General features: G+C 61.2%; 17 protein-coding genes. 8 read left to right on the plus strand and 9 right to left on the minus strand.

Annotated elements, in window-relative coordinates; all coding sequences use genetic code 11:
- Nucleotides 1–14 precede the first annotated feature (14 nt).
- The 5 genes from cls to DOM32_RS07430 form a co-directional block, all read right to left on the minus strand.
- Nucleotides 15–1,445 (minus strand): cardiolipin synthase, encoded by a 1,431-nt coding sequence (gene cls, locus DOM32_RS07410; protein WP_420876614.1) that lies wholly within the window; start codon nucleotides 1,443–1,445, stop codon nucleotides 15–17.
- 164 nt (nucleotides 1,446–1,609) lie between these two features.
- Nucleotides 1,610–3,115 (minus strand): fumarate hydratase, encoded by a 1,506-nt coding sequence (locus DOM32_RS07415; RefSeq protein WP_071230061.1) that lies wholly within the window; start codon nucleotides 3,113–3,115, stop codon nucleotides 1,610–1,612.
- A 184-nt stretch (nucleotides 3,116–3,299) separates the two neighbouring features.
- Nucleotides 3,300–4,043 carry an endonuclease VIII gene (gene nei, locus DOM32_RS07420; protein WP_083387145.1) on the minus strand — a complete coding sequence of 248 codons (744 nt, stop codon included), beginning with the start codon at nucleotides 4,041–4,043 and terminating at the stop codon, nucleotides 3,300–3,302.
- Entirely contained in the window at nucleotides 4,040–6,070 is a 2,031-nt protein-coding gene (gene uvrB / locus DOM32_RS07425; RefSeq protein WP_071230063.1) for an excinuclease ABC subunit UvrB, read from the minus strand. The genes nei and uvrB overlap by 4 nt, the downstream gene beginning before the upstream one ends.
- A gap of 96 nt (nucleotides 6,071–6,166) precedes the next feature.
- Nucleotides 6,167–6,364: a heavy-metal-associated domain-containing protein gene (locus DOM32_RS07430; protein ID WP_071230064.1), complete on the minus strand. Its 198-nt coding sequence runs from the start codon at nucleotides 6,362–6,364 to the stop codon at nucleotides 6,167–6,169.
- Between the two features lie 228 nt (nucleotides 6,365–6,592).
- Here DOM32_RS07430 and ygfZ point away from each other — a divergent pair, with 228 nt between their 5' ends.
- Nucleotides 6,593–7,633, plus strand: a complete 1,041-nt coding sequence (gene ygfZ, locus DOM32_RS07435; protein WP_110632806.1) for a CAF17-like 4Fe-4S cluster assembly/insertion protein YgfZ — start codon at nucleotides 6,593–6,595, stop codon at nucleotides 7,631–7,633.
- Nucleotides 7,634–7,648: 15 nt separating this feature from the next.
- Here ygfZ and DOM32_RS07440 read toward each other — a convergent pair whose 3' ends face one another.
- From DOM32_RS07440 to DOM32_RS07450, 3 genes are all read right to left on the minus strand, one after another.
- Nucleotides 7,649–8,419 carry a TatD family hydrolase gene (locus DOM32_RS07440; RefSeq protein WP_110632809.1) on the minus strand — a complete coding sequence of 257 codons (771 nt, stop codon included), beginning with the start codon at nucleotides 8,417–8,419 and terminating at the stop codon, nucleotides 7,649–7,651.
- Between the two features lie 2 nt (nucleotides 8,420–8,421).
- Entirely contained in the window at nucleotides 8,422–8,907 is a 486-nt protein-coding gene (gene mscL, locus DOM32_RS07445) for a large-conductance mechanosensitive channel protein MscL (protein WP_110632812.1), read from the minus strand.
- A 171-nt stretch (nucleotides 8,908–9,078) separates the two neighbouring features.
- On the minus strand, nucleotides 9,079–10,668 hold the full coding sequence (locus tag DOM32_RS07450) for a peptide chain release factor 3 (RefSeq protein WP_071230067.1): 1,590 nt from the start codon (nucleotides 10,666–10,668) through the stop codon (nucleotides 9,079–9,081).
- Between the two features lie 307 nt (nucleotides 10,669–10,975).
- On the opposite strand from DOM32_RS07450, the gene DOM32_RS17725 reads away from it, so the two are divergent.
- From DOM32_RS17725 to DOM32_RS07475, 5 genes are all read left to right on the plus strand, one after another.
- A complete protein-coding gene (locus tag DOM32_RS17725; RefSeq protein WP_157957035.1) occupies nucleotides 10,976–11,203 on the plus strand; it encodes a hypothetical protein in 228 nt (75 codons plus the stop codon).
- Between the two features lie 227 nt (nucleotides 11,204–11,430).
- A complete protein-coding gene (locus tag DOM32_RS07460; protein ID WP_071230069.1) occupies nucleotides 11,431–12,702 on the plus strand; it encodes an ATP-binding protein in 1,272 nt (423 codons plus the stop codon).
- A gap of 39 nt (nucleotides 12,703–12,741) precedes the next feature.
- On the plus strand, nucleotides 12,742–13,296 hold the full coding sequence (locus DOM32_RS07465) for a response regulator transcription factor (protein WP_110632818.1): 555 nt from the start codon (nucleotides 12,742–12,744) through the stop codon (nucleotides 13,294–13,296).
- A 32-nt stretch (nucleotides 13,297–13,328) separates the two neighbouring features.
- Nucleotides 13,329–14,150, plus strand: a complete 822-nt coding sequence (locus tag DOM32_RS07470) for an inositol monophosphatase family protein (protein WP_244179845.1) — start codon at nucleotides 13,329–13,331, stop codon at nucleotides 14,148–14,150.
- 192 nt (nucleotides 14,151–14,342) lie between these two features.
- Entirely contained in the window at nucleotides 14,343–14,612 is a 270-nt protein-coding gene (locus DOM32_RS07475) for a GrxA family glutaredoxin (RefSeq protein WP_071230072.1), read from the plus strand.
- A gap of 120 nt (nucleotides 14,613–14,732) precedes the next feature.
- Here DOM32_RS07475 and DOM32_RS07480 read toward each other — a convergent pair whose 3' ends face one another.
- The gene (locus tag DOM32_RS07480; RefSeq protein WP_338095113.1) at nucleotides 14,733–16,085 is read right to left on the minus strand and encodes an MFS transporter; all 1,353 of its coding nucleotides are present in this window, start codon (nucleotides 16,083–16,085) and stop codon (nucleotides 14,733–14,735) included.
- Nucleotides 16,086–16,462: 377 nt separating this feature from the next.
- Between DOM32_RS07480 and DOM32_RS07485 the strand changes: the two genes are divergently transcribed.
- Together DOM32_RS07485 and DOM32_RS07490 are read left to right on the plus strand one after the other, a co-directional pair.
- On the plus strand, nucleotides 16,463–17,338 hold the full coding sequence (locus DOM32_RS07485; RefSeq protein ID WP_110632824.1) for an acyltransferase: 876 nt from the start codon (nucleotides 16,463–16,465) through the stop codon (nucleotides 17,336–17,338).
- A complete protein-coding gene (locus DOM32_RS07490) occupies nucleotides 17,278–18,168 on the plus strand; it encodes a murein hydrolase activator EnvC family protein (RefSeq protein ID WP_110633365.1) in 891 nt (296 codons plus the stop codon). The genes DOM32_RS07485 and DOM32_RS07490 overlap by 61 nt, the downstream gene beginning before the upstream one ends.
- The last annotated feature ends 25 nt before the right edge of the window (nucleotides 18,169–18,193 follow it).

The following is an 18,193-nucleotide window of genomic DNA, read 5'->3' on the forward strand; positions in this document are numbered from 1 at the left end:
TAAAGGCTGCGTCATTATTGTACGGGTGACAGTAAGTAAGTGGCCCGCGAGAGCAGCTTGCGCCAGAGCGGGCGCTCGGCAAGCTCACGCTGGCTGACTTGGCGGCTATTGGCGAAATCCTTCTCGAGCATGTCGAATGCGGTAGCGGCGAAGGACTTGTCGGGTATATAGGCGGTGATTTCGAAGTTCAGCCTAAAGGACCGATTGTCGAGATTGACCGTCCCTACCATTGAGGTGTGGTCATCCACGAGCAGGACTTTTTGGTGTAGGAAGCCAGGTTGATAACGGTATATTTTAACACCGTTACGAATCATTTCCGGCAGGAAGGCAAAGGCCGAGAGAAACACCAGCAGATGGTCCGGTCGTTCGGGGATCAGCACACGCACGTCGACTCCTCGCAGCGCGGCCAACGTCAGCGCATCCTGAACGCCATGGTCGGGAACGAAATAGGGGCTGGTCACCCAAAGACGGTGTCGGGCCCCGTGAATGGCATGCTGCACCAGCAGGCTTGCCGTTTCTCTTCCATCGGCCGGCCCGGAAGGCACGACGGCAACGTGCTGGGACGTTCCCGATACGGGCTGGGGTTTCCAGCCCAGTGCCAAAATATCGCCCGTTGCCCAGTACCAGTCTTCCCAGAAGGCTTCCTGAAGTGCCAGCACGCTCGGCCCCTGGAGCTTGAGGTGCGTGTCGCGCCATTTGCCGTATCGCTCGACGCGCCCCAGATATTCGTCGGCCACGTTGAGTCCGCCGGTCCACCCTTCGCGCCCGTCGACCACCACGATCTTGCGATGATTGCGGAAATTGATCTGGAAACGATGCCGCCAACCGCGAGACGAATTGAAGGCCGAGACACGGACTCCCGCCTCCTCGAGATCCCGCAGATAGCCGCCGGAGAGCCCTCGGCTGCCGATCTCGTCGTAGAGAAAGTAGACGTTGATGCCACGCTCGGCCTGATGGATCAGCTTCCGCTTGAAGGCCATGCCGATCTCGTCGGCTCGGACGATGAAGAACTGGACCAGAATGTACGTTTCGGCATGATCGATGCCATCGAACAGGCTTTCGAAAGTCTCGTCGCCGTCGACCAGCAGCTCGGCCCGATTGCCCTGGGTCATCGGCATCCGCGCCAGCCCCTCGACCGCACGAATGCGGCCGCTTGCGGTCTCCGGGCGTGAGATATAAGGCTCGGTCTGCGGGCGATAGCGCTGCAGGACCTGACGAAGCACGGTATCGCGCTCGCCTCGTGCGGAGACATAGCCGTAGAACCGAGGTCGACCGAAAGTCCAGAAAATGGGCACGGCAATGTAGGGGAAGCTGAGCAACGTGACGATCCAGGCGACAGCGCCTTGAGAGGTACGGCTCGACATCAGTGCCACGATTGCCGTGACAATGCCCGCAACATGGGTAACGAACAGCAGCATACCGATCAGCCAGGTCATGTCCGCCATCGTTCACCACATCGCATCATGTCGTCGCTCTCGCCAAAATCGCCAAGCATTATCATACCGAAAAAAGAAGAGAGCCCCACAGGGCCCTCTTCTTTCAGCGCTTTTCTCTCCGACAGACGCTTCGGACAGGTTCCGCGCAACCAGGATGATGCCGTGCTTGACCGTCAAACTCGCTCGGCGATGATCTCTTTCCACTTGGCAGGCCCGGTCTGGTGAACCGACGTACCCAGATGATCCACGGCTACCGTGACCGGCATGTCCTCGACCTCGAACTCGTAGATCGCTTCCATACCCAGGTCATCGAAAGCGATGACTTCCGCTTTCTTGATGGCCTGCGCCACCAGATACGCAGCGCCACCGACAGCCATCAGGTATACCGCCTGATTGTCGCGAATGGCCTCGATCGCCAGCGGTCCGCGCTCCGCCTTGCCGACCATGCCGAGCAAGCCGGTCTCTTCTAGCATCGTCCGCGTGAACTTGTCCATGCGGGTGGCGGTGGTCGGCCCGGCCGGCCCAACCACTTCATCGCCCACCGGGTCGACCGGCCCGACGTAATAGATGAACCGGTTCTTCAGATCGACCGGCAGACTCTCGCCCTTGGCCAGCATATCGACCATCCGCTTGTGGGCAGCGTCGCGCCCGGTCAGCAGCTTGCCCGACAGCAGTACGGTATCGCCAGGCTGCCATTCGCGCACGGCTTCAGGGGTGACTTCGTCGAGATTGACGCGGCGTACGCCCTCGCCGACCTCCCAGGTGATTTCCGGCCAGTCGTCGAGCTTCGGCGCCGGCAGCTCGGCCGCACCGCTGCCATCGAGAGTGAAATGGACGTGACGCGTCGCCGCGCAGTTGGGGATGATGGCGACCGGCTTGTTGGCGGCGTGGGTCGGATAGTCCTTGACCTTGATGTCGAGGACTGTCGTCAGACCGCCCAGCCCCTGAGCACCGATGCCGCTCTGGTTGACCTTCTCGAACAGCTCGAGACGCAGCTCCTCGGCCCGGTTGCTGGCGCCACGGGCCTGCAACGCTTGAATGTCGATGGGATCGAGCAGCGCTTCCTTCGCCAGCTCCATCGCCTTTTCCGCCGTTCCGCCAATGCCGATACCCAGCATGCCTGGCGGACACCAGCCCGCCCCCATCTTGGGCAGCTGTTCCATGACCCAGTCGACGACGCTATCCGACGGATTGAGCATGGCGAACTTGGATTTCGCTTCACTACCGCCGCCCTTGGCAGCGACATGAATTTCCACCGTATCGCCCGGCACCAGCTTGTGATGGATGATCGCCGGCGTGTTGTCGCCGGTGTTCTGGCGCTTGCCATCGGGGTCGGCCAGGACTGATGCACGAAGGACGTTATCCGGCAGTGTATAGGCGCGGCGAACGCCTTCGTTGACCATGTCGTCGAGGCTCATGTCCGCTTCCCAGCGAACATTCATGCCGACGTGAACGAATACCGTGACGATGCCCGTGTCCTGGCAGATCGGACGATGGCCGGTGGCACACATCCTCGAGTTGATCAGGATTTGTGCGATGGCATCGCGCGCGGCGGGATTCTCTTCCCGCTGGTACGCCGCGTGCATGGCATCGATGAAATCCTTGGGATGGTAATAGGAGATGTACTGCAGCGCATCGGCCACGCTTTGGATGAGATCCTCCTGACGGATCGTGGTCATCAAGGTACTCCTGGCTGGTCACGGTAACTGCCCGACGGGTTCATCGCCCGTGAGTCGGTGATTTCAAGCGCGCGAATTATACCTGAGTAACGGGAAATTGGCAGTTTGCTACAAGGTGTCAGCATAAAAGATAACGGTATAAACCTTCACTTCCGATTCCCTAATACGGTCCGATGCGATTTCTTCAGCCCTGCTGGCAGACAGGACAATAATAGAATCGGCGAGACGCGACAGACGCACGCTGGATAGTGGCACCGCAGGCGTGGCAAGGCTCTTCATCACGATCGAAAACGGCGAATCGCCACTGGGCACGACGTTTACCGGCTCGCTGCATTCGCTTTCGCCAGCCTGACCGATTGGTCACGCCCGCTTCGCGATACGCTTGGTGAATCGTCGTCAGGATGCTGTTCGCGAGCTTTTCCCGCTGGGTATCAGACAGATCCCTGGGTCGCTTCATGGGCCCGAGCCCGGCATAGAACAGGATCTCCGAACGCAGGTAATTGCCGATGCCTGCGTAGAACCCTTGATCGAGCAACAAGCTGCCCAGACCACGGCCCGCGAAACGGCGCTCGCCCAGTCTCGCGACGATATCCCCTGTCGAGACGTCATGCGTCAGCAGATCCGGGCCTAGTCGCGCCAGGAACGGCTGCCGCTCCAGGGTTTGCGTGGTCCACAACGAGATATCGGAAGCGCTGTAGAGGCTCGCCGTATGTCGGGAGGTCGACAAGCGGGCACGCAGGATGCGATTCGTCCTGGGCGGTCGGTCGCTCCGATGGAGACGCCAGACGCCATAGAGCTGGTTATGGGAATAGAGCACGTGGCCATCGGCAAAAGTCACCAGCAGCGCCTTGCCCCAGCAATCGACCGCAGTCACCCGAGTCTGACGCAAGCGCCCCGCCATCGATTCAAGTTCGGGGCTTCGACTCATCCCAGCTCCAGCAGACGCGCCTTCAAGGTATGCAATTGATCACGCAGCTTCGCGGCCTGCTCGAACTCCAGGTTCTGCGCAGCCTCGTGCATACGATCCTCGAGCTTGCCGATTTCCTTGGTCAACTGCGGCGCGTTCATCGCGCTCAGAGCTTCGCGGGTATAGTCGCCCGGGGCTTCCGCCACCAGCTGCTCGGTTCGCTTGCGCCCGCCCTTGCGCCCCGGCGCCTGCGCCCCTTCCATGATATCGGCGACGGATTTGGTAACGGTCATCGGCGTGATGCCATGCCGCTCGTTATGCTCGATCTGCTTGTTGCGGCGGCGTTCGGTTTCATCCATGGCTCGACGCATCGAGTCGGTAATGCGATCACCATAGAGAATCGCCTTGCCGTGGGCGTTACGGGCGGCGCGGCCGATCGTCTGGATCAACGAACGTTCGGCGCGCAGGAAGCCTTCCTTGTCGGCATCCAGAATCGCGACCAACGAGACTTCCGGAATATCGAGCCCCTCGCGCAGCAGGTTGATGCCGACCAGCACGTCGAACTTGCCCAGCCGAAGGTCACGGATGATCTCGACCCGCTCGACGGTATCGATATCCGAATGGAGGTAGCGGACGCGAATGTCGTGCTCGTCGAAATACTCGGTCAGGTCTTCCGCCATGCGCTTGGTCAAGGTCGTCACCAGCACGCGCTCTCCGACATCGACGCGCAGCCGGATCTCCGAGAGCAGATCGTCGACTTGCGTGCTCGCCGGGCGCACCTCGATTTCGGGGTCGACCAACCCCGTCGGGCGTACCACCTGCTCGACCACCTGGCCGGCGTGCTCCGCCTCGTATGGCCCGGGCGTCGCCGAGACGAACACGGTCTGCGGAACGATGCCCTCCCACTCCTCGAAGGTCATGGGGCGGTTGTCCAGCGCCGAGGGCAGGCGGAAGCCATATTCGACCAGGGTTTCCTTGCGCGAACGGTCACCCCGATACATGCCGCCGACCTGCGGCACGCTGACGTGGGACTCGTCGATGAACAGCAGCGCGTCGTCCGGCAGATAGTCGAAGAACGTCGGCGGCGCCTGCCCCGGCGCTCGCCCCGATAGGTAACGCGAGTAGTTCTCGATGCCGTTGCAGTAACCCAGCTCCAGCATCATCTCGATGTCGTAGAGCGTACGCTGCTCGAGACGCTGCGCCTCGACCAGACGTTCGTGCTTTCGAAGATATTCGAGCCGGTCCGCCAGCTCCTGCTTGATCGACTCGATCGCGCCAAGAATCGTGTCGCGGGGCGTCACATAGTGGCTCTTGGGGTAGATCGTCATGCGCGGCACCTGCCCGCGCACTTCTCCCGTCAGCGGATCGAACAGCCGGATCGAGTCGATCTCGTCGTCGAACAGCTCGATGCGCACGCCCTCGTCCTCGGCATCCGCCGGGAAGACGTCGATGACATCGCCGCGCACACGATACGTCCCGCGCCGGAAATCGGCGTCGTTACGCGTGTATTGCAGCTCGGCCAGCCGGCGCAGAAAGCTGCGCTGGTCGATCTGCTCGCCGCGATTGAAGTGCAGACGCATCTTCATGTACTGCTCGGGATCGCCCAGACCATAGATCGCGGAGACCGACACCACGATCAGCGCGTCTCGACGCTCCAGCAGCGCCTTGGTCGCCGACAGCCGCATCTGCTCGATGTGGTCGTTGATCGAGGCATCCTTCTCGATGAAGGTGTCGGAAGACGGCACGTACGCTTCCGGCTGGTAGTAGTCGTAGTAGGAGACGAAATACTCGACCGCGTTGTCCGGGAAGAAGCTCTTGAACTCGCCGTAGAGCTGGGCCGCCAGCGTCTTGTTGGGCGCGAGCACGATCGTCGGGCGCTGCAGCGTCTCGACGACGTTGGCCATGGTGAAGGTCTTGCCGGAGCCGGTGACGCCGAGCAGTGTCTGGTGCGACAAGCCAGCGCCGAGGCCGCGAACCAGCCCTTCGATGGCGGCCGGCTGGTCCCCGGCCGGACGATACTTGGATTGGATCTTGAAAGGTTTGTTCATGGTCACTAATTAGGGTCCAAAGTATCTTCATTCAAGGGCATCGTCATTCAAGCCTCACCGATCCACGAGCCACGCCTCACTGCGCCGTCGACTCGATCACTGAGCCGTATAGCCCGACTTCAACGAGGCCACCGCCTTGATCAGCGCGTCACGGGAAACACGTCCCTCGACTTCCGCCCATTCTCTTCCGATATCGACGCTCTCGACACCGTCCACCATCATCAGAGCCGTGGTAACGCGGTTGAGGTCTTCGGGGGTGGACACCCCTTTCAGGGTCAGATTGATCCGGGACATGCAGGTTTCTCCACTACGTTCTATTTACGATGGCCTTTCTACAATTCAGGTAACGAGATTCAGATAAGGTTCAGACAACGTTCAGGCCAGCAGCATAGCGTAGCACGTCGTTTTCGGGGCCGACGTTGCAATGCAGCGGAATCGACGCCATCTTGACGCCAGACTTGTACCGATATCCAGGCACCTGGTATCCCGGTACGCCACCAACATTGTTACGGGAGAGTTTGGATGGACGATTGGCTGGCACATCTTACGGCCGCGGGCGGGCGCCAGTTGAACGATCACGACTGGCATTTCCCGGAAAGCGGTCATCGGCTTGCCGAGGGCAATGGCCTGATACCGCTGACGCATTTCCGCATTCTGGAATGCGAAGGACCCGATGCCGCTCGCTTTCTGCAAGGTCAGACCAGTGCCAACACCGATCACGCCGATGGCGCTTTTGCCCCGTTGACGGCCTTCTGCACGCCCAAGGGCAGAATGATCGCCAATGCCGAGATACTCAAGGTCTCTGCCGAACGCTACTGGCTGCTGCTGGATACCTCTCTGGCGGGACCGCTGGCCACGCAGCTGGGAAAATACGCCCCTTTCTACAAGATGACGCTGCGCCATCGCGAGGACCTGGCAATCATCGGAATGGTCGGCGAGCCCGAGTCATGGGCCGAGGCCGATCTTCCCGATCTGCCCCGCCTCGACTGGCATATGGCACAGCAGGACGACGTTCTTGCCTTGCGTCACCCTGCCAGCCGATCACGCTTCGTATTGATCCTGCCCACGTCTCAGGCTGCTGCCCGTTGGGATACGTTGCGTCGCCATGCCGATCCCGCCGATACGGCCCTGTGGCGGCGCGCGGACATCGGTGCCGGCGTCGCCTGGCTAACCGCCGAACACAGCGATGCGTTCCTGCCGCAGATGATCAACTGGGAAGCGTTGGGCGGAATCAGTTTCCGCAAGGGCTGTTACACCGGGCAGGAGGTCGTGGCGCGGGCGCATTTTCGCGGGCAGGTCAAACGGCGCTTGCAGATCGCTACCCTGGAAGGCGCTTCGATACCGGCCATCGGCGACGAGATCCGTAGCGCGGAAGACAAGCGCGTGGGAGAGATCTTCCAGGCCACGGCCGGTGACGACACCGAACGCTGCGACATCCTCGCTGTCATCAATACCAGTGTGGATGGCGAATCGGCGCTGTTCGTGGGGGATCGCAAGCTGACCCTGCGTGAACTGCCTTATCCGCTGGAGCGTCTCGACCCTGAGCGGATCGTGGGCGACTGACACACGGACCGAAGCTCACCCGTCAGCATCGAGACCGAACAGCCGGTGCGTGTTGACCCACGCGTTGGCGATCACGGATTCCCGTGTCTGGCCTCGCAGTCGGGCAACCGACTCGGCTGTCTCCATCAGGTGGGCAGGTTCGTTACGTTGCCCCTGGCGCCCGGATAGCGGCATGTCCGGGCTGTCGCTTTCCAGCACGAAGCCGTCGTTGGGGATCGACTGCACCGCCCGATGCAGTCGTTTAGCCCGATCGTAAGTCACCGCGCCTCCCAACCCGAGACTATAACCGAGATCCAGAAATCTCCTGGCCTGCTGCGGGCTGCCCCCGAAAGCATGAATCAATCCCCGCGCCGGCAGATCGAGCTGCCTGAGCCGCTTGGCCACCTGGTCGTCGGCATGGACGCAGTGAATGATGATGGGCAGCCGATGCCGTTTGGCCAGTTGAAGCTGCGCCTCGAACAGCGACCACTGCTGCTCCAGCGTATCCTCGAATCTGGCATCGACGCCGCATTCACCGATACCGACCAGATGCTCGTGACGCCCGATTTCCTCCGCCAGCGCTTCCAGATCGCTGTCCGCATGCGCCTCGACGAAATAGGGATGCAACCCAAGCGAAACGACGACGTCATCACGCTCGCCTAGATCGAGCACGGCAGGCCAACGCTGACGGGTCGTGCCCGGCACCAGGAAGCGCGAGACGCCGGCCGCGTGAGCGCGTTCGAAAACGGCTTCGCGATCGGTGTCGAAACGGTCGAAATCCAGATGGCAATGGGAGTCGAAAAGCATGATCAGCTCCCGACGTTCTCTTCCTGCAAAGGCATTTCAGCGGTGCAGTGACCGCACTTGGTCGCCTTGATGGGGATCGTCATGAAGCAGTACGGACACGCCTTGTCCGTCGGCGCCTGGGGAGCGACAGCCTCCTCGCGCTTCAGGCGATTGATGGTGCGTACCAGCAGAAAGACGACGAAGGCGACGATGACGAAACTGAGAACCGCATTCAGGAACAGCCCATAATCCAGCGTGACGGCGCCAGCCTCCTGCGCGGCCGACAATGTTGCATACGGCCCCGGGGTGCCGCCTTCCTTGAGCACGACGAAGAAATTCGCGAAGTCGACACCACCGATGAGCAATCCGAGCACCGGGTTGAAGACATTTTTCACCAGGCTCTGCACGATCAACGTGAAAGCGCCACCGATGATAATGCCTACCGCCATATCGACGACGTTACCCTTGACGGCAAACTCTCGAAACTCTTTCAAGAATTTGGAAGCCATCGCCATTCTCCTTTTTCTGGTCGACCGGATTGCCCAACAACGAACCATTGCTCGTGCTCGTGTACGAACCATCGGCGCCTGCCCAATGCGCGAATGGCCTTCGTCAGCATGGCGCAAGCATTACGGAGCGGCAAGATTCACAAGGCCGCTCCTGTCAGGCAATGCCGGCACTCAGTGCTCGCGGGTGGCCCTGAACTCGATTTCCGGCCAGCGCTCCTGGGTCATCTGCAGGTTGACGCGGGTCGGCGCCAGATAGGTCAGGTAATCCCCGCCATCCAGGGCCAGGTTGGTACTGGCCTTCCGCTTGAACTCGTCGAGCTTCTTGGCATCCTTGCTGTAGATCCAGCGGGCCGTGTTGACGTTGACCGGCTCATAAAGGCAGTCGACCTTGTACTCCTCCTTGAGGCGGTGCGCGACCACATCGAACTGCAGCGTACCTACCGCGCCAACGATCAGGTCGTTGTTGTCCAACGGCAGGAAGACCTGTGTCGCGCCCTCTTCGGAGAGCTGCTGAAGCCCTTTCTGCAGCGCCTTCATCTTGAGCGGATCACGGAGCCGGACGCGGCGGAACAGTTCCGGGGCAAAATGCGGGATCCCGAGGAAGCGCATATCCTCGCCGGCGGTGAAGGTGTCCCCGATCTGGATCGTGCCGTGATTGTGCAGACCGATGATATCGCCGGGCCAGGCCTCTTCCACGTGAGACCGGTCGGATGCCATGAACGTCAGCGCGTCCGCGATCTTGACATCCTTGCCAATGCGCACGTGGCGCATCTTCATGTTGCGTTCGTACTTGCCGGAGCAGATGCGCAGAAACGCCACACGGTCGCGATGCTTGGGATCCATGTTGGCCTGGATCTTGAAAACGAAGCCGGAGAAACGCCCATCGTCGGCCACCACTTCACGGGCATCGGTTTCCCGGGCCTGGGGCGTCGGTGCGAACTCGACGAACCCGTTGAGCATTTCACGCACCCCGAAATTGCCCATCGCGGTTCCGAAATAGACCGGAGACAGCTCCCCCCGACGATAGGCTTCCAGGTCAAACTCATGCGAAGCGCCCCGTACCAGCTCGACCTCCATGCGCAGCTCTTCCGCCGCGCTCTCGCCGAGTATCCGGTCGACCTCTTCGCTGTCCAGCCCTTCGATGCGCTTGTCTTCCGGAATCCGGTTGCCCTGCCCCTGGGTATAGAGATGGATCACATCGTCATAGAGATGGTAGACGCCCTTGAACTGACGCCCCATGCCGATCGGCCAGGTCATTGGCGCACACTGCATGCCGAGGACCGTCTCGATCTCGTCCATCACCTCGATCGGATCGCGTGTCTCCCGATCCATCTTGTTGATGAAGGTCAGGATCGGCGTGGTGCGCAGCCGACAGACTTCCATCAACTTGATGGTTCGATCTTCGACGCCCTTGGCCGCATCGATGACCATCAAGGCGGAATCGACAGCGGTCAGGGTGCGGTAGGTATCTTCGGAGAAATCCTCGTGGCCAGGGGTGTCGAGCAGGTTGACGATGCGCCCGTTGTAGGGGAACTGCATCACCGAGGTGGTGACCGAGATACCACGCTCCTGCTCCATCTTCATCCAGTCGGACGTGGCGTGACGCTCGGCCCGCTTGCTCTTGACCGAACCGGCGAGCTGAATGGCGTTTCCGAACAGCAGCATTTTCTCGGTGATCGTGGTCTTGCCCGCATCCGGGTGGCTGATGATGGCAAAAGTGCGGCGGAGGGCCGCTTCCTGCGCAAGCTGAGAATCTGACATGAGTGGTTTCACTGACTGAAGGCGACTCACACGGCATCGATCGATGGTGAGTTCGCGGGGAATCGAAGATAGCGGCGATTAGATGGCGGCGATTGTACGCGTTGAGCCGCAAGAGTTGTAGCCGCCTCGATGCCAGCCTTCCTGGGTTCGAAAAGCGCTCGATCTCGTCTTTCAGCATGAGAAAAAGCGCTATCAAGTCGTCTTTTCTCGACGGGTTGGGCGCATGGCGACGTGGTAGCCTGCTTGTGACATTCCCCCGGCATTCACGCCGAAACATTCCAAAGACTTCCAGCGCAGAGGCTCCGAGATGAAGCCAGTTCTAGGGCATGACGCCGACGACAAACCGCTCCGCGAGGGCGATACCGTAACGATGGATGCCTCCCGGGCTGCTTCGGACGCCCCGTCGCTGGGCATCGTTGCCGGCCTGGCGCCCCACAACAACCCCGACGATGCGGTACAGAGCTTGCGCATGACCGATGGCAGCGTGGTCTACGACGTTCATTGTCGCCGGACGGATGACACGTCCTCTCATTGACAGCGGTAAAGCCCGTTTCGCCCGTTGCGGGTCGATGAATCCTGACCAGCTGTCAATCCCTCGCCGGCCAGACCTGCCTGCGACAAACGGGCGCCCCTCTTCCCCCCTCTCGACGGCCTGAACGCACTCACGCCGCTTCCCGGCATGCGTTACCATAAGGAAGACGCGGGCAGCGATATCGAGTCAGCCGCCCGTCAATCGATCGCCGACTCGACTCCGGAGAGACCATGCTGCAGCCGCTTCCGCTTTCGACGCCGAACCGCAACCTGGTTCGCTTGACGATTGTCCGCGGCATCACCTGGACCGGCTTTCTCGCCGCAATCATCTTCGGCATCGAAGTGCTGGGATTCCAGCTGCATGTGCTGCCGGTCATCAGCATCATCGTCGCCATGGGGTTGTTCAACGTCGCGACCTGGTGGCGTCTTGGCAGACCCCGGGCGGTTACCGATACCGAATATCTGCTGCACTGGCTGGTCGACATTGCCGGGCTGAGCCTGCTGTTCTACTACACCGGCGGTTCGACCAACCCCTTCATCACCTATCTGCTGGTTCCACTGGGCATCGCCGCCGCCACGCTTCCCTGGCTCCACGCCTGGATCATCGCCATGGCAGCCACCGCCAGCTACACCACGATGATGCTGTTCTACCAGCCGGTTCCACAGCTGACCAACAGCACCATCGTCTTTGGTGTGCAACTGCATACCCTGGGGATGTGGCTGAACTTCATTCTCTCCGGCAGCCTGCTGACATTCTTCATCTTCAAGATGGCGCATACGCTGCGTCGCCGTGACATGACCCTGTCCCGCACCCGTGAAGCGGCGTTGCGCAACGAGCAGATCCTGGCGGTGGCCACCCAGGCCGCCGGCACCGCTCACGAGCTCGGTTCGCCGCTCTCGACAATGGCGGTGCTGCTCAATGAAATGCGCCACGAAGCCAGTGAACAGCCGGCATTGATCGAGGATATCGACATGCTTCGCAAGCAGGTCGATACCTGCAAGCAGCGCCTGCAGACCCTCGTCGCCAATGCCGACCGACGCCGCCTGGAAAAGCCCGAGATATGCCGCGCCACTCCATGGCTCGAGAATCTGATCCAGCGCTGGCTGGTATTGCGGCCGGACGTTCATCACCGGCTGGAGGTGCTCGGCAAGCGAGGTCAGCCCAGCATTGCGGTGGACGCGACGCTGGAGCAGGCATTGATCAACCTGCTCAACAACGCGGCCGATGCCAGCCCCGATGCGATCGTGACCAGCCTAGACTGGAATGCCGAAGAGGTAGTCATCGATATCCGCGATCATGGCCCGGGCGTACCGATGTCGATCGCGGATCAGCTGGGCGACACCTTCATCTCGACCAAGAGCAAGGGCATGGGTATCGGCCTGTTTCTGACTCACGCTACCGTCAACCGGTTCGGTGGCGGCGTCAGTCTCTACAACCATGAAGAAGGCGGTACGTTGACCGAGGTCAAGCTTCCCCGCGTCAAGGCTGGCGAGAGCCTGTGATGTCACCTCGGTCCGCCATACACCGATGAGGAGTCAGCAATGAGTGACCAGGAACGGAAGAATCCGCAGGAACGCCTGCTGATCGTCGACGACGACGAACAGCTCTGTTTCGTCATGGAGCGCGCCATGCGCCGCCGCGGCTACGACGTGGTCGTCGCCCATACGCATGACCAGGCCCTCGCGGCAGCGCGGGAAGCACCGCCCGCACTGGCGACGCTGGACCTCAAGCTGGAATCCGACTCCGGCCTGAAACTGCTGCCCGCGCTACTGGAGGTGGCTCCGGCGTGTCGCATCGTCGTGCTGACCGGCTACTCGAGCATCACCACTGCCGTGGAAGCGATAAAACTGGGCGCGGTCAACTACCTCTGCAAGCCCGCCGACGCGGACGAGATCCTGCTGTCGCTGGAGCGCGAAAGCGGCGATGTCGATGTGGAAATCGCCGACAACCCGCCGTCGGTCAACCGCGTGACCTGGGAGCACATCCAGAAGGTCCTGCATGAGCACGACGGCAATATCTCTGCCACGGCCAGGGCGCTGGGCATGCACCGCCGCACGTTGCAACGTAAACTGCAGAAACGTCCGGTAAGACACTGACGACTCACTTTCCCATCCGACAGGAGCCCAATGTGAATCACCCCCAACGCCTCGAACAGATGATCCGTATCGCCCGCCGGGCCGGCGACATGATCGTCCAGGCACGCCAGAAGCAGAACTTTTCCCACGATTACAAGGGTGGGGACGAACTGGTGACCGAGGTGGATGTGGCCGTCGACCAGATGATCGCCGAGGAACTCGAAGCCCTCTTCCCCGGCGAAGCCAGGCTGACCGAAGAGCTAGCGCCGGATCGCAGTCAGCTCGAGCAGCGCGGCCCGCTCTGGGTCGTCGATCCCATCGACGGTACCGTCAACTTTGCCTATGGGCACGCTCACGTTGCCGTATCGATCGCCTGGGCAGTGGATGGGGAAGTCCAGCTCGGCGTGGTTCACGCACCGTTCCTCGGCGAAACCTTCACTGCCATGCGCGGCCAGGGGGCGCGGCTCAACGAGGAATCGATGCAGTGCAGTCGGCCGACGACACTGGAGCGAAGCCTGGTCGCGACGGGCTTTCCGTACGCCCGCGACAAACGCGCCCCGCTGATCAGGCGCCTCAATCACGTCGTCCATGCCTGCCGCGACGTGCGGCGTAACGGCTCCGCCGCCCTCGACCTCTGCCATGTCGGCTGCGGCCAACTGGACGCCTACTACGAGAGCGTCTCGCCATGGGATTTTGCCGCCGGGCTGCTCATCGCGCGGGAGGCCGGTGCCAGCACGAGCCACCTCTACGAATGTCCGGAAGGACTCCCCGTCGAACTCTACGGCGAGAATCTGCTGGTCAGCGCTCCCGGTATCCACAGTGCGCTGGGAGACCTGCTGCGTGCTGCCGATGCAGGGCGTCCCGTGGCGCCATGATCCCGCTGTCCCGCCACGGTCTCGAGTTACCGCGCCACTGACGATCTTCAAGGTGGCAGACACCATGAAGCTTATAGCGGCGCGCAATGATGCACGTAGAAAGACTCTATTGGGCCGACGGGGTTTAATACGAAAGAATAAGCCCCATCTCGTTTTCAGGCCTATACATAATCCGATACAGGAGAATCACCGATGCTGACCGTCATTTTCGGCCGTCCCGGTTGCCCGTTTTGCGTTCGCGCCAAAGATCTGGCCGAAAAGCTGAAGGAAGCTCGCGAAGACTTCGATTACCGTTATATCGACATCCACGCTGAAGGCATCACCAAGGCCGACATGGAAAAGACGATCGGCAAGCCGGTGGAAACCGTGCCACAGATCTTTGTCGACCAGACGCATATCGGTGGCTTCACCGAATTCGACCAATACGTGCAGGACAAGGCACTGATGCCGGAAAGCGTCTGATCGAGACAGGCGGAAGCGAAGATCCAAAAAAGCCGGCGCGAGCCGGCTTTTTGTCGTTCCTGGGATGCTTTTCCGTCATGTCCAGAGCTTTCCCGTCATGGCTGCTTGTCGGGCCGATACTCACGCCGGCTGAGTCGATGGCTCATCGAGGGTCAGGTCCGGCTCGCCCTCCAGATCCAGCTCATACTGATAAGGCCCATGTCGTGGGTCCAGTTCGTTGATGTAGTGCGTCGATTCCACCATCGGTACCAACGGGGTGTAAGGCTCCTGCTCCTCTGGCGCCATGACCGGTTCGCGGCGCCACAACCGATAGACGATGAACAGAGCCAGGCCCAGCGCCGCTGCGCCCAGGAACAGCCAGAGACCGTCCGGCCCCATCCCTTGCATCAACAGAGACGCACTGAACGGGCCGACGATCGAGCCTACCCCGTAGCACATCAGGATCTTGGCATTGGCCTGGATCGTCTCCTCGGGCTCCAGCCAGTCGTGGGTATGCGCCAGGCTCAGCGAGTAGAGCGTATGCAGCATCGCGGTGTGGAAACTGGCCACGAAAACCAGCAGCCAGTAGCTGGATCGTGCGGCAAACACGATCAGAATGCCCGAGATGGTCATCACCAGCGCCATGCACAGGATGACCTTGCGCCTATCGAAACGGTCCGAAATCCGCCCGAGCGTCCATTGGGCGATGAGGGCCACCAGGGTCGTGATCGACATGAACTTCGCCGTCTGCGCAGTGGTCAGTCCGATCTCCTGGCCGTAGTACGGCGTCATGGCGAAGAAGGCCTGCACCATCAACCCTGCCACGAACGCGCCGACCAGGCCCACCGGTGCGCGCGCCAGCAACGTTCGCATCGAGATCTTTGCCGACACGTCGTGGCTGCTGCGTAGCGGACCTTGGATACGGTGAATCGACAGCGGCACCAGCGACAGCGCGAACAGGATGCCGGCTACCGAAAACAGCACGAACGTGCCGGGGTCGGCCATGTTGAGCATCCACTGCCCGCCCGCCAGCGACAGGGTCGAGATCACCAGATACCACCCCAGCACCCGCCCCCGGTTTTCGTTGGTCGACTCGCCGGATACCCACGACTCCATCACCATCAGCAGCCCCGCCGTCGCCGCGCCGCCGAACAGTCGCCAGACCAGCCACGCCCACGGATCGACCCAGAGCCCGTGCAGGATGGCCGTGGCCGCCAGCAATGCCGCACAGGCGGCGAATACGCGAATGTGCCCTACGCTACGGATGCGCTTTTCCAGCCAGTAGCTACCGGCGACGAAACCGAGCGAAAAGCAGGACATGAGCAGACCTGCCATCTGCGACGGGAACGCCTCCAGCGACATCCGTACGCCCAACAGCGTCATGATCAACCCGTGCCCGAGAAGGAAGCTGATTTCGCAAAGAAACAGAATCGGTAGAGTCGCGGGTAATGAACGCAACGGCATTCTCCAGACAGCAGCGGTTGAGAAACCCATCCGACGAGTTGGCACCGGTCCGGCTCGATGAACGGCACCTCATCGCGAACGGAGGCAAAAACGGCGGCAGTCTATCAATTTAGAAGCGATCTTGCCGAGATCCTGCGATATCCGTAACCAGCCGACACCGACATGAATTATTCACATCTTCTGTGGATAACGCTGTGCATTTCCGGTGACGGACAGCAACGGTCGTCGTTCCTACCCATGCTGACCTTAAATTGGTCAGTTTTTCGACAATGGCAAATCTCACTGTTCACCCCCGGCCACGCCCTCGCCATCCCGTACACTGTCGCCCCCGCGAACGGAAACCCGACGCGCTGTGCAGCCTGACGACATTCCAGTAACATTGAGCCAAGTCATTGATGGAGAATGGCATGTCGACCCTGAAAGGGTGCATCAGCGTCCTGTTGCTGGTTCTCAACACGCTTTTCTGGGGCGTGCCTCTGATCGTGCTGACGGCGGTAAAACTGGTCACACCGCTTCGGCGCTGGCGCCTGAAGGTGCTCGGCGGATTGCACTGGGTCGCACTCGCCTGGGTGAAAACCAACAATGCCTGGATCCGCTACTGGATTCACCCACGGATTCGAGCCGATGTTCCCGAGTCGCTCTCGCCGAATCAATGGTGGCTGGTCATGGCCAACCATCAGAGCTGGACCGATATCATCGTCATGCTCTACGTATTGACCGGTCGCCTGGCCATGCCGAAGTTCTTCCTCAAACGGGAACTGATCCTGGTTCCCATCGTCGGCCTGGCCTGGTGGGCTCTCGAGTTCCCGTTCATGCGTCGCTACAGCCGTGAAAAACTCGCTCGCCGCCCCGGGCTGGCCGAGCAGGATCGCCGGGCGACACAGCGAATGTGCGAACATGCCCGGGAAATGCCCATGACGATCTACAACTTCGTCGAGGGGACTCGATTCACACCGGAGAAGCAACGCCAGCAGCAAAGTCCCTATCGGCATCTGTTGCGACCCAAGGCCGGCGGTGTCGCCCAGGTCGTCGGGCTGTTGGGGTCGCGCCTGGACGGCATCATCGACGTGACGTTGCACTACCGTCGTGGCACACCCAATTTCTGGGATTTCCTCTGCGGCCGCGAGCAGGATATCGCGATGGTCGCGCAACGCCTCGACAGGCCGGGCTGGATGCTGGAGGGGAGCTACGACGATGCCCATTACAAGGAACGTTTCTACACATGGTTGAACGCAAGGTGGCAGGAAAAAGACGCGGCGCTCTCCTCCTACTGCTGGGACTGATTCTACTGCTCGGGGGTTGCGCGAGCGGTGGCGGAGCCAGCATCTCCAACGGAGGCGGCTGGGTGACGGTGCAACGCGGAGATACGCTGGGCAAGATCGCCGATCAGGCCGGCATTCCACTGCTTCGCCTGCAGCGATTCAATCCTGGCGTAGATTCCCGCCGGCTGGCCATCGGTCAACGCCTGATGCTGCCCTCACGGCAGGAACGCGCGCCGGGCGGTGGCCCTTACCGTTATCAGGTGAGGCGCGGTGATTCCCTCTATTCGATTGCCCGTTATTTCGGTGCCGATCCGCAGCGCGTCCAGGCCGCCAACACGGGAATCGACCCTTCCAGGCTGGCCGTGGGGCAATTGATTCAGGTGCCAATCGGCGGCGGTTCGAGCAGCGGCGGCAGTCGTGCCGCGTCAGCACCGGCAGCTTCGCGCTCGCTTCCGGATCCCGGCCCGCTCCCCGCTTCGGCGCGCCAATGGCAATGGCCATTGGCGAACTACGCCGTCGAGCGTCGTTTCGGTCGGGATGCCCACGGCACCCTTCAGCCGATGATGCTGTCGACGCCCTCCCCGGCGGTCGCCAAGGCCACCGCGCCGGGCAAGGTCCGGTTTGCCAGCGGCATGCGCCAACTGGGTCAGGTGGTCATTCTCCACCATGCCGACAACATGCAGAGCGTCTACGCCTTCTGCGACAAGCTGAGGGTCTCCGAAGGAGACTCCGTCTCCAGCGGGGCACCGCTATGCGACATCGGTCAGGAAAGCGGCAGCAGCCGCTATCACCTGCTGTTCGACCTTCGTCATGGCGGAAAGCCCGTGGATCCCGCGCGCGTGCTACGCTAATCGGCGTGTCATGCATTCGTCATCA

The organism is Salinicola salarius (genome assembly GCF_003206135.1).
GTDB classification, from domain to species: domain Bacteria; phylum Pseudomonadota; class Gammaproteobacteria; order Pseudomonadales; family Halomonadaceae; genus Salinicola; species Salinicola salarius.

What these genes read in the sequence shown, in the direction of transcription:
- DOM32_RS07440 (WP_110632809.1), bottom strand. Translation starts at nt 8,419, where the DNA reads ATGCTTTTCGACTCCCATTGCCATCTGGATTTCGACCGTTTCGACACC.
- ygfZ (WP_110632806.1), top strand. Translation starts at nt 6,593, where the DNA reads ATGGACGATTGGCTGGCACATCTTACGGCCGCGGGCGGGCGCCAGTTG.
- DOM32_RS07415 (WP_071230061.1), bottom strand. Translation starts at nt 3,115, where the DNA reads ATGACCACGATCCGTCAGGAGGATCTCATCCAAAGCGTGGCCGATGCG.
- mscL (WP_110632812.1), bottom strand. Translation starts at nt 8,907, where the DNA reads ATGGCTTCCAAATTCTTGAAAGAGTTTCGAGAGTTTGCCGTCAAGGGT.
- DOM32_RS17725 (WP_157957035.1), top strand. Translation starts at nt 10,976, where the DNA reads ATGAAGCCAGTTCTAGGGCATGACGCCGACGACAAACCGCTCCGCGAG.
- DOM32_RS07490 (WP_110633365.1), top strand. Translation starts at nt 17,278, where the DNA reads ATGGTTGAACGCAAGGTGGCAGGAAAAAGACGCGGCGCTCTCCTCCTA.
- DOM32_RS07480 (WP_338095113.1), bottom strand. Translation starts at nt 16,085, where the DNA reads ATGGGTTTCTCAACCGCTGCTGTCTGGAGAATGCCGTTGCGTTCATTA.
- DOM32_RS07430 (WP_071230064.1), bottom strand. Translation starts at nt 6,364, where the DNA reads ATGTCCCGGATCAATCTGACCCTGAAAGGGGTGTCCACCCCCGAAGAC.
- DOM32_RS07475 (WP_071230072.1), top strand. Translation starts at nt 14,343, where the DNA reads ATGCTGACCGTCATTTTCGGCCGTCCCGGTTGCCCGTTTTGCGTTCGC.
- nei (WP_083387145.1), bottom strand. Translation starts at nt 4,043, where the DNA reads ATGAGTCGAAGCCCCGAACTTGAATCGATGGCGGGGCGCTTGCGTCAG.
- DOM32_RS07450 (WP_071230067.1), bottom strand. Translation starts at nt 10,668, where the DNA reads ATGTCAGATTCTCAGCTTGCGCAGGAAGCGGCCCTCCGCCGCACTTTT.
- DOM32_RS07460 (WP_071230069.1), top strand. Translation starts at nt 11,431, where the DNA reads ATGCTGCAGCCGCTTCCGCTTTCGACGCCGAACCGCAACCTGGTTCGC.
- DOM32_RS07465 (WP_110632818.1), top strand. Translation starts at nt 12,742, where the DNA reads ATGAGTGACCAGGAACGGAAGAATCCGCAGGAACGCCTGCTGATCGTC.
- DOM32_RS07485 (WP_110632824.1), top strand. Translation starts at nt 16,463, where the DNA reads ATGTCGACCCTGAAAGGGTGCATCAGCGTCCTGTTGCTGGTTCTCAAC.
- cls (WP_420876614.1), bottom strand. Translation starts at nt 1,445, where the DNA reads ATGGCGGACATGACCTGGCTGATCGGTATGCTGCTGTTCGTTACCCAT.
- uvrB (WP_071230063.1), bottom strand. Translation starts at nt 6,070, where the DNA reads ATGAACAAACCTTTCAAGATCCAATCCAAGTATCGTCCGGCCGGGGAC.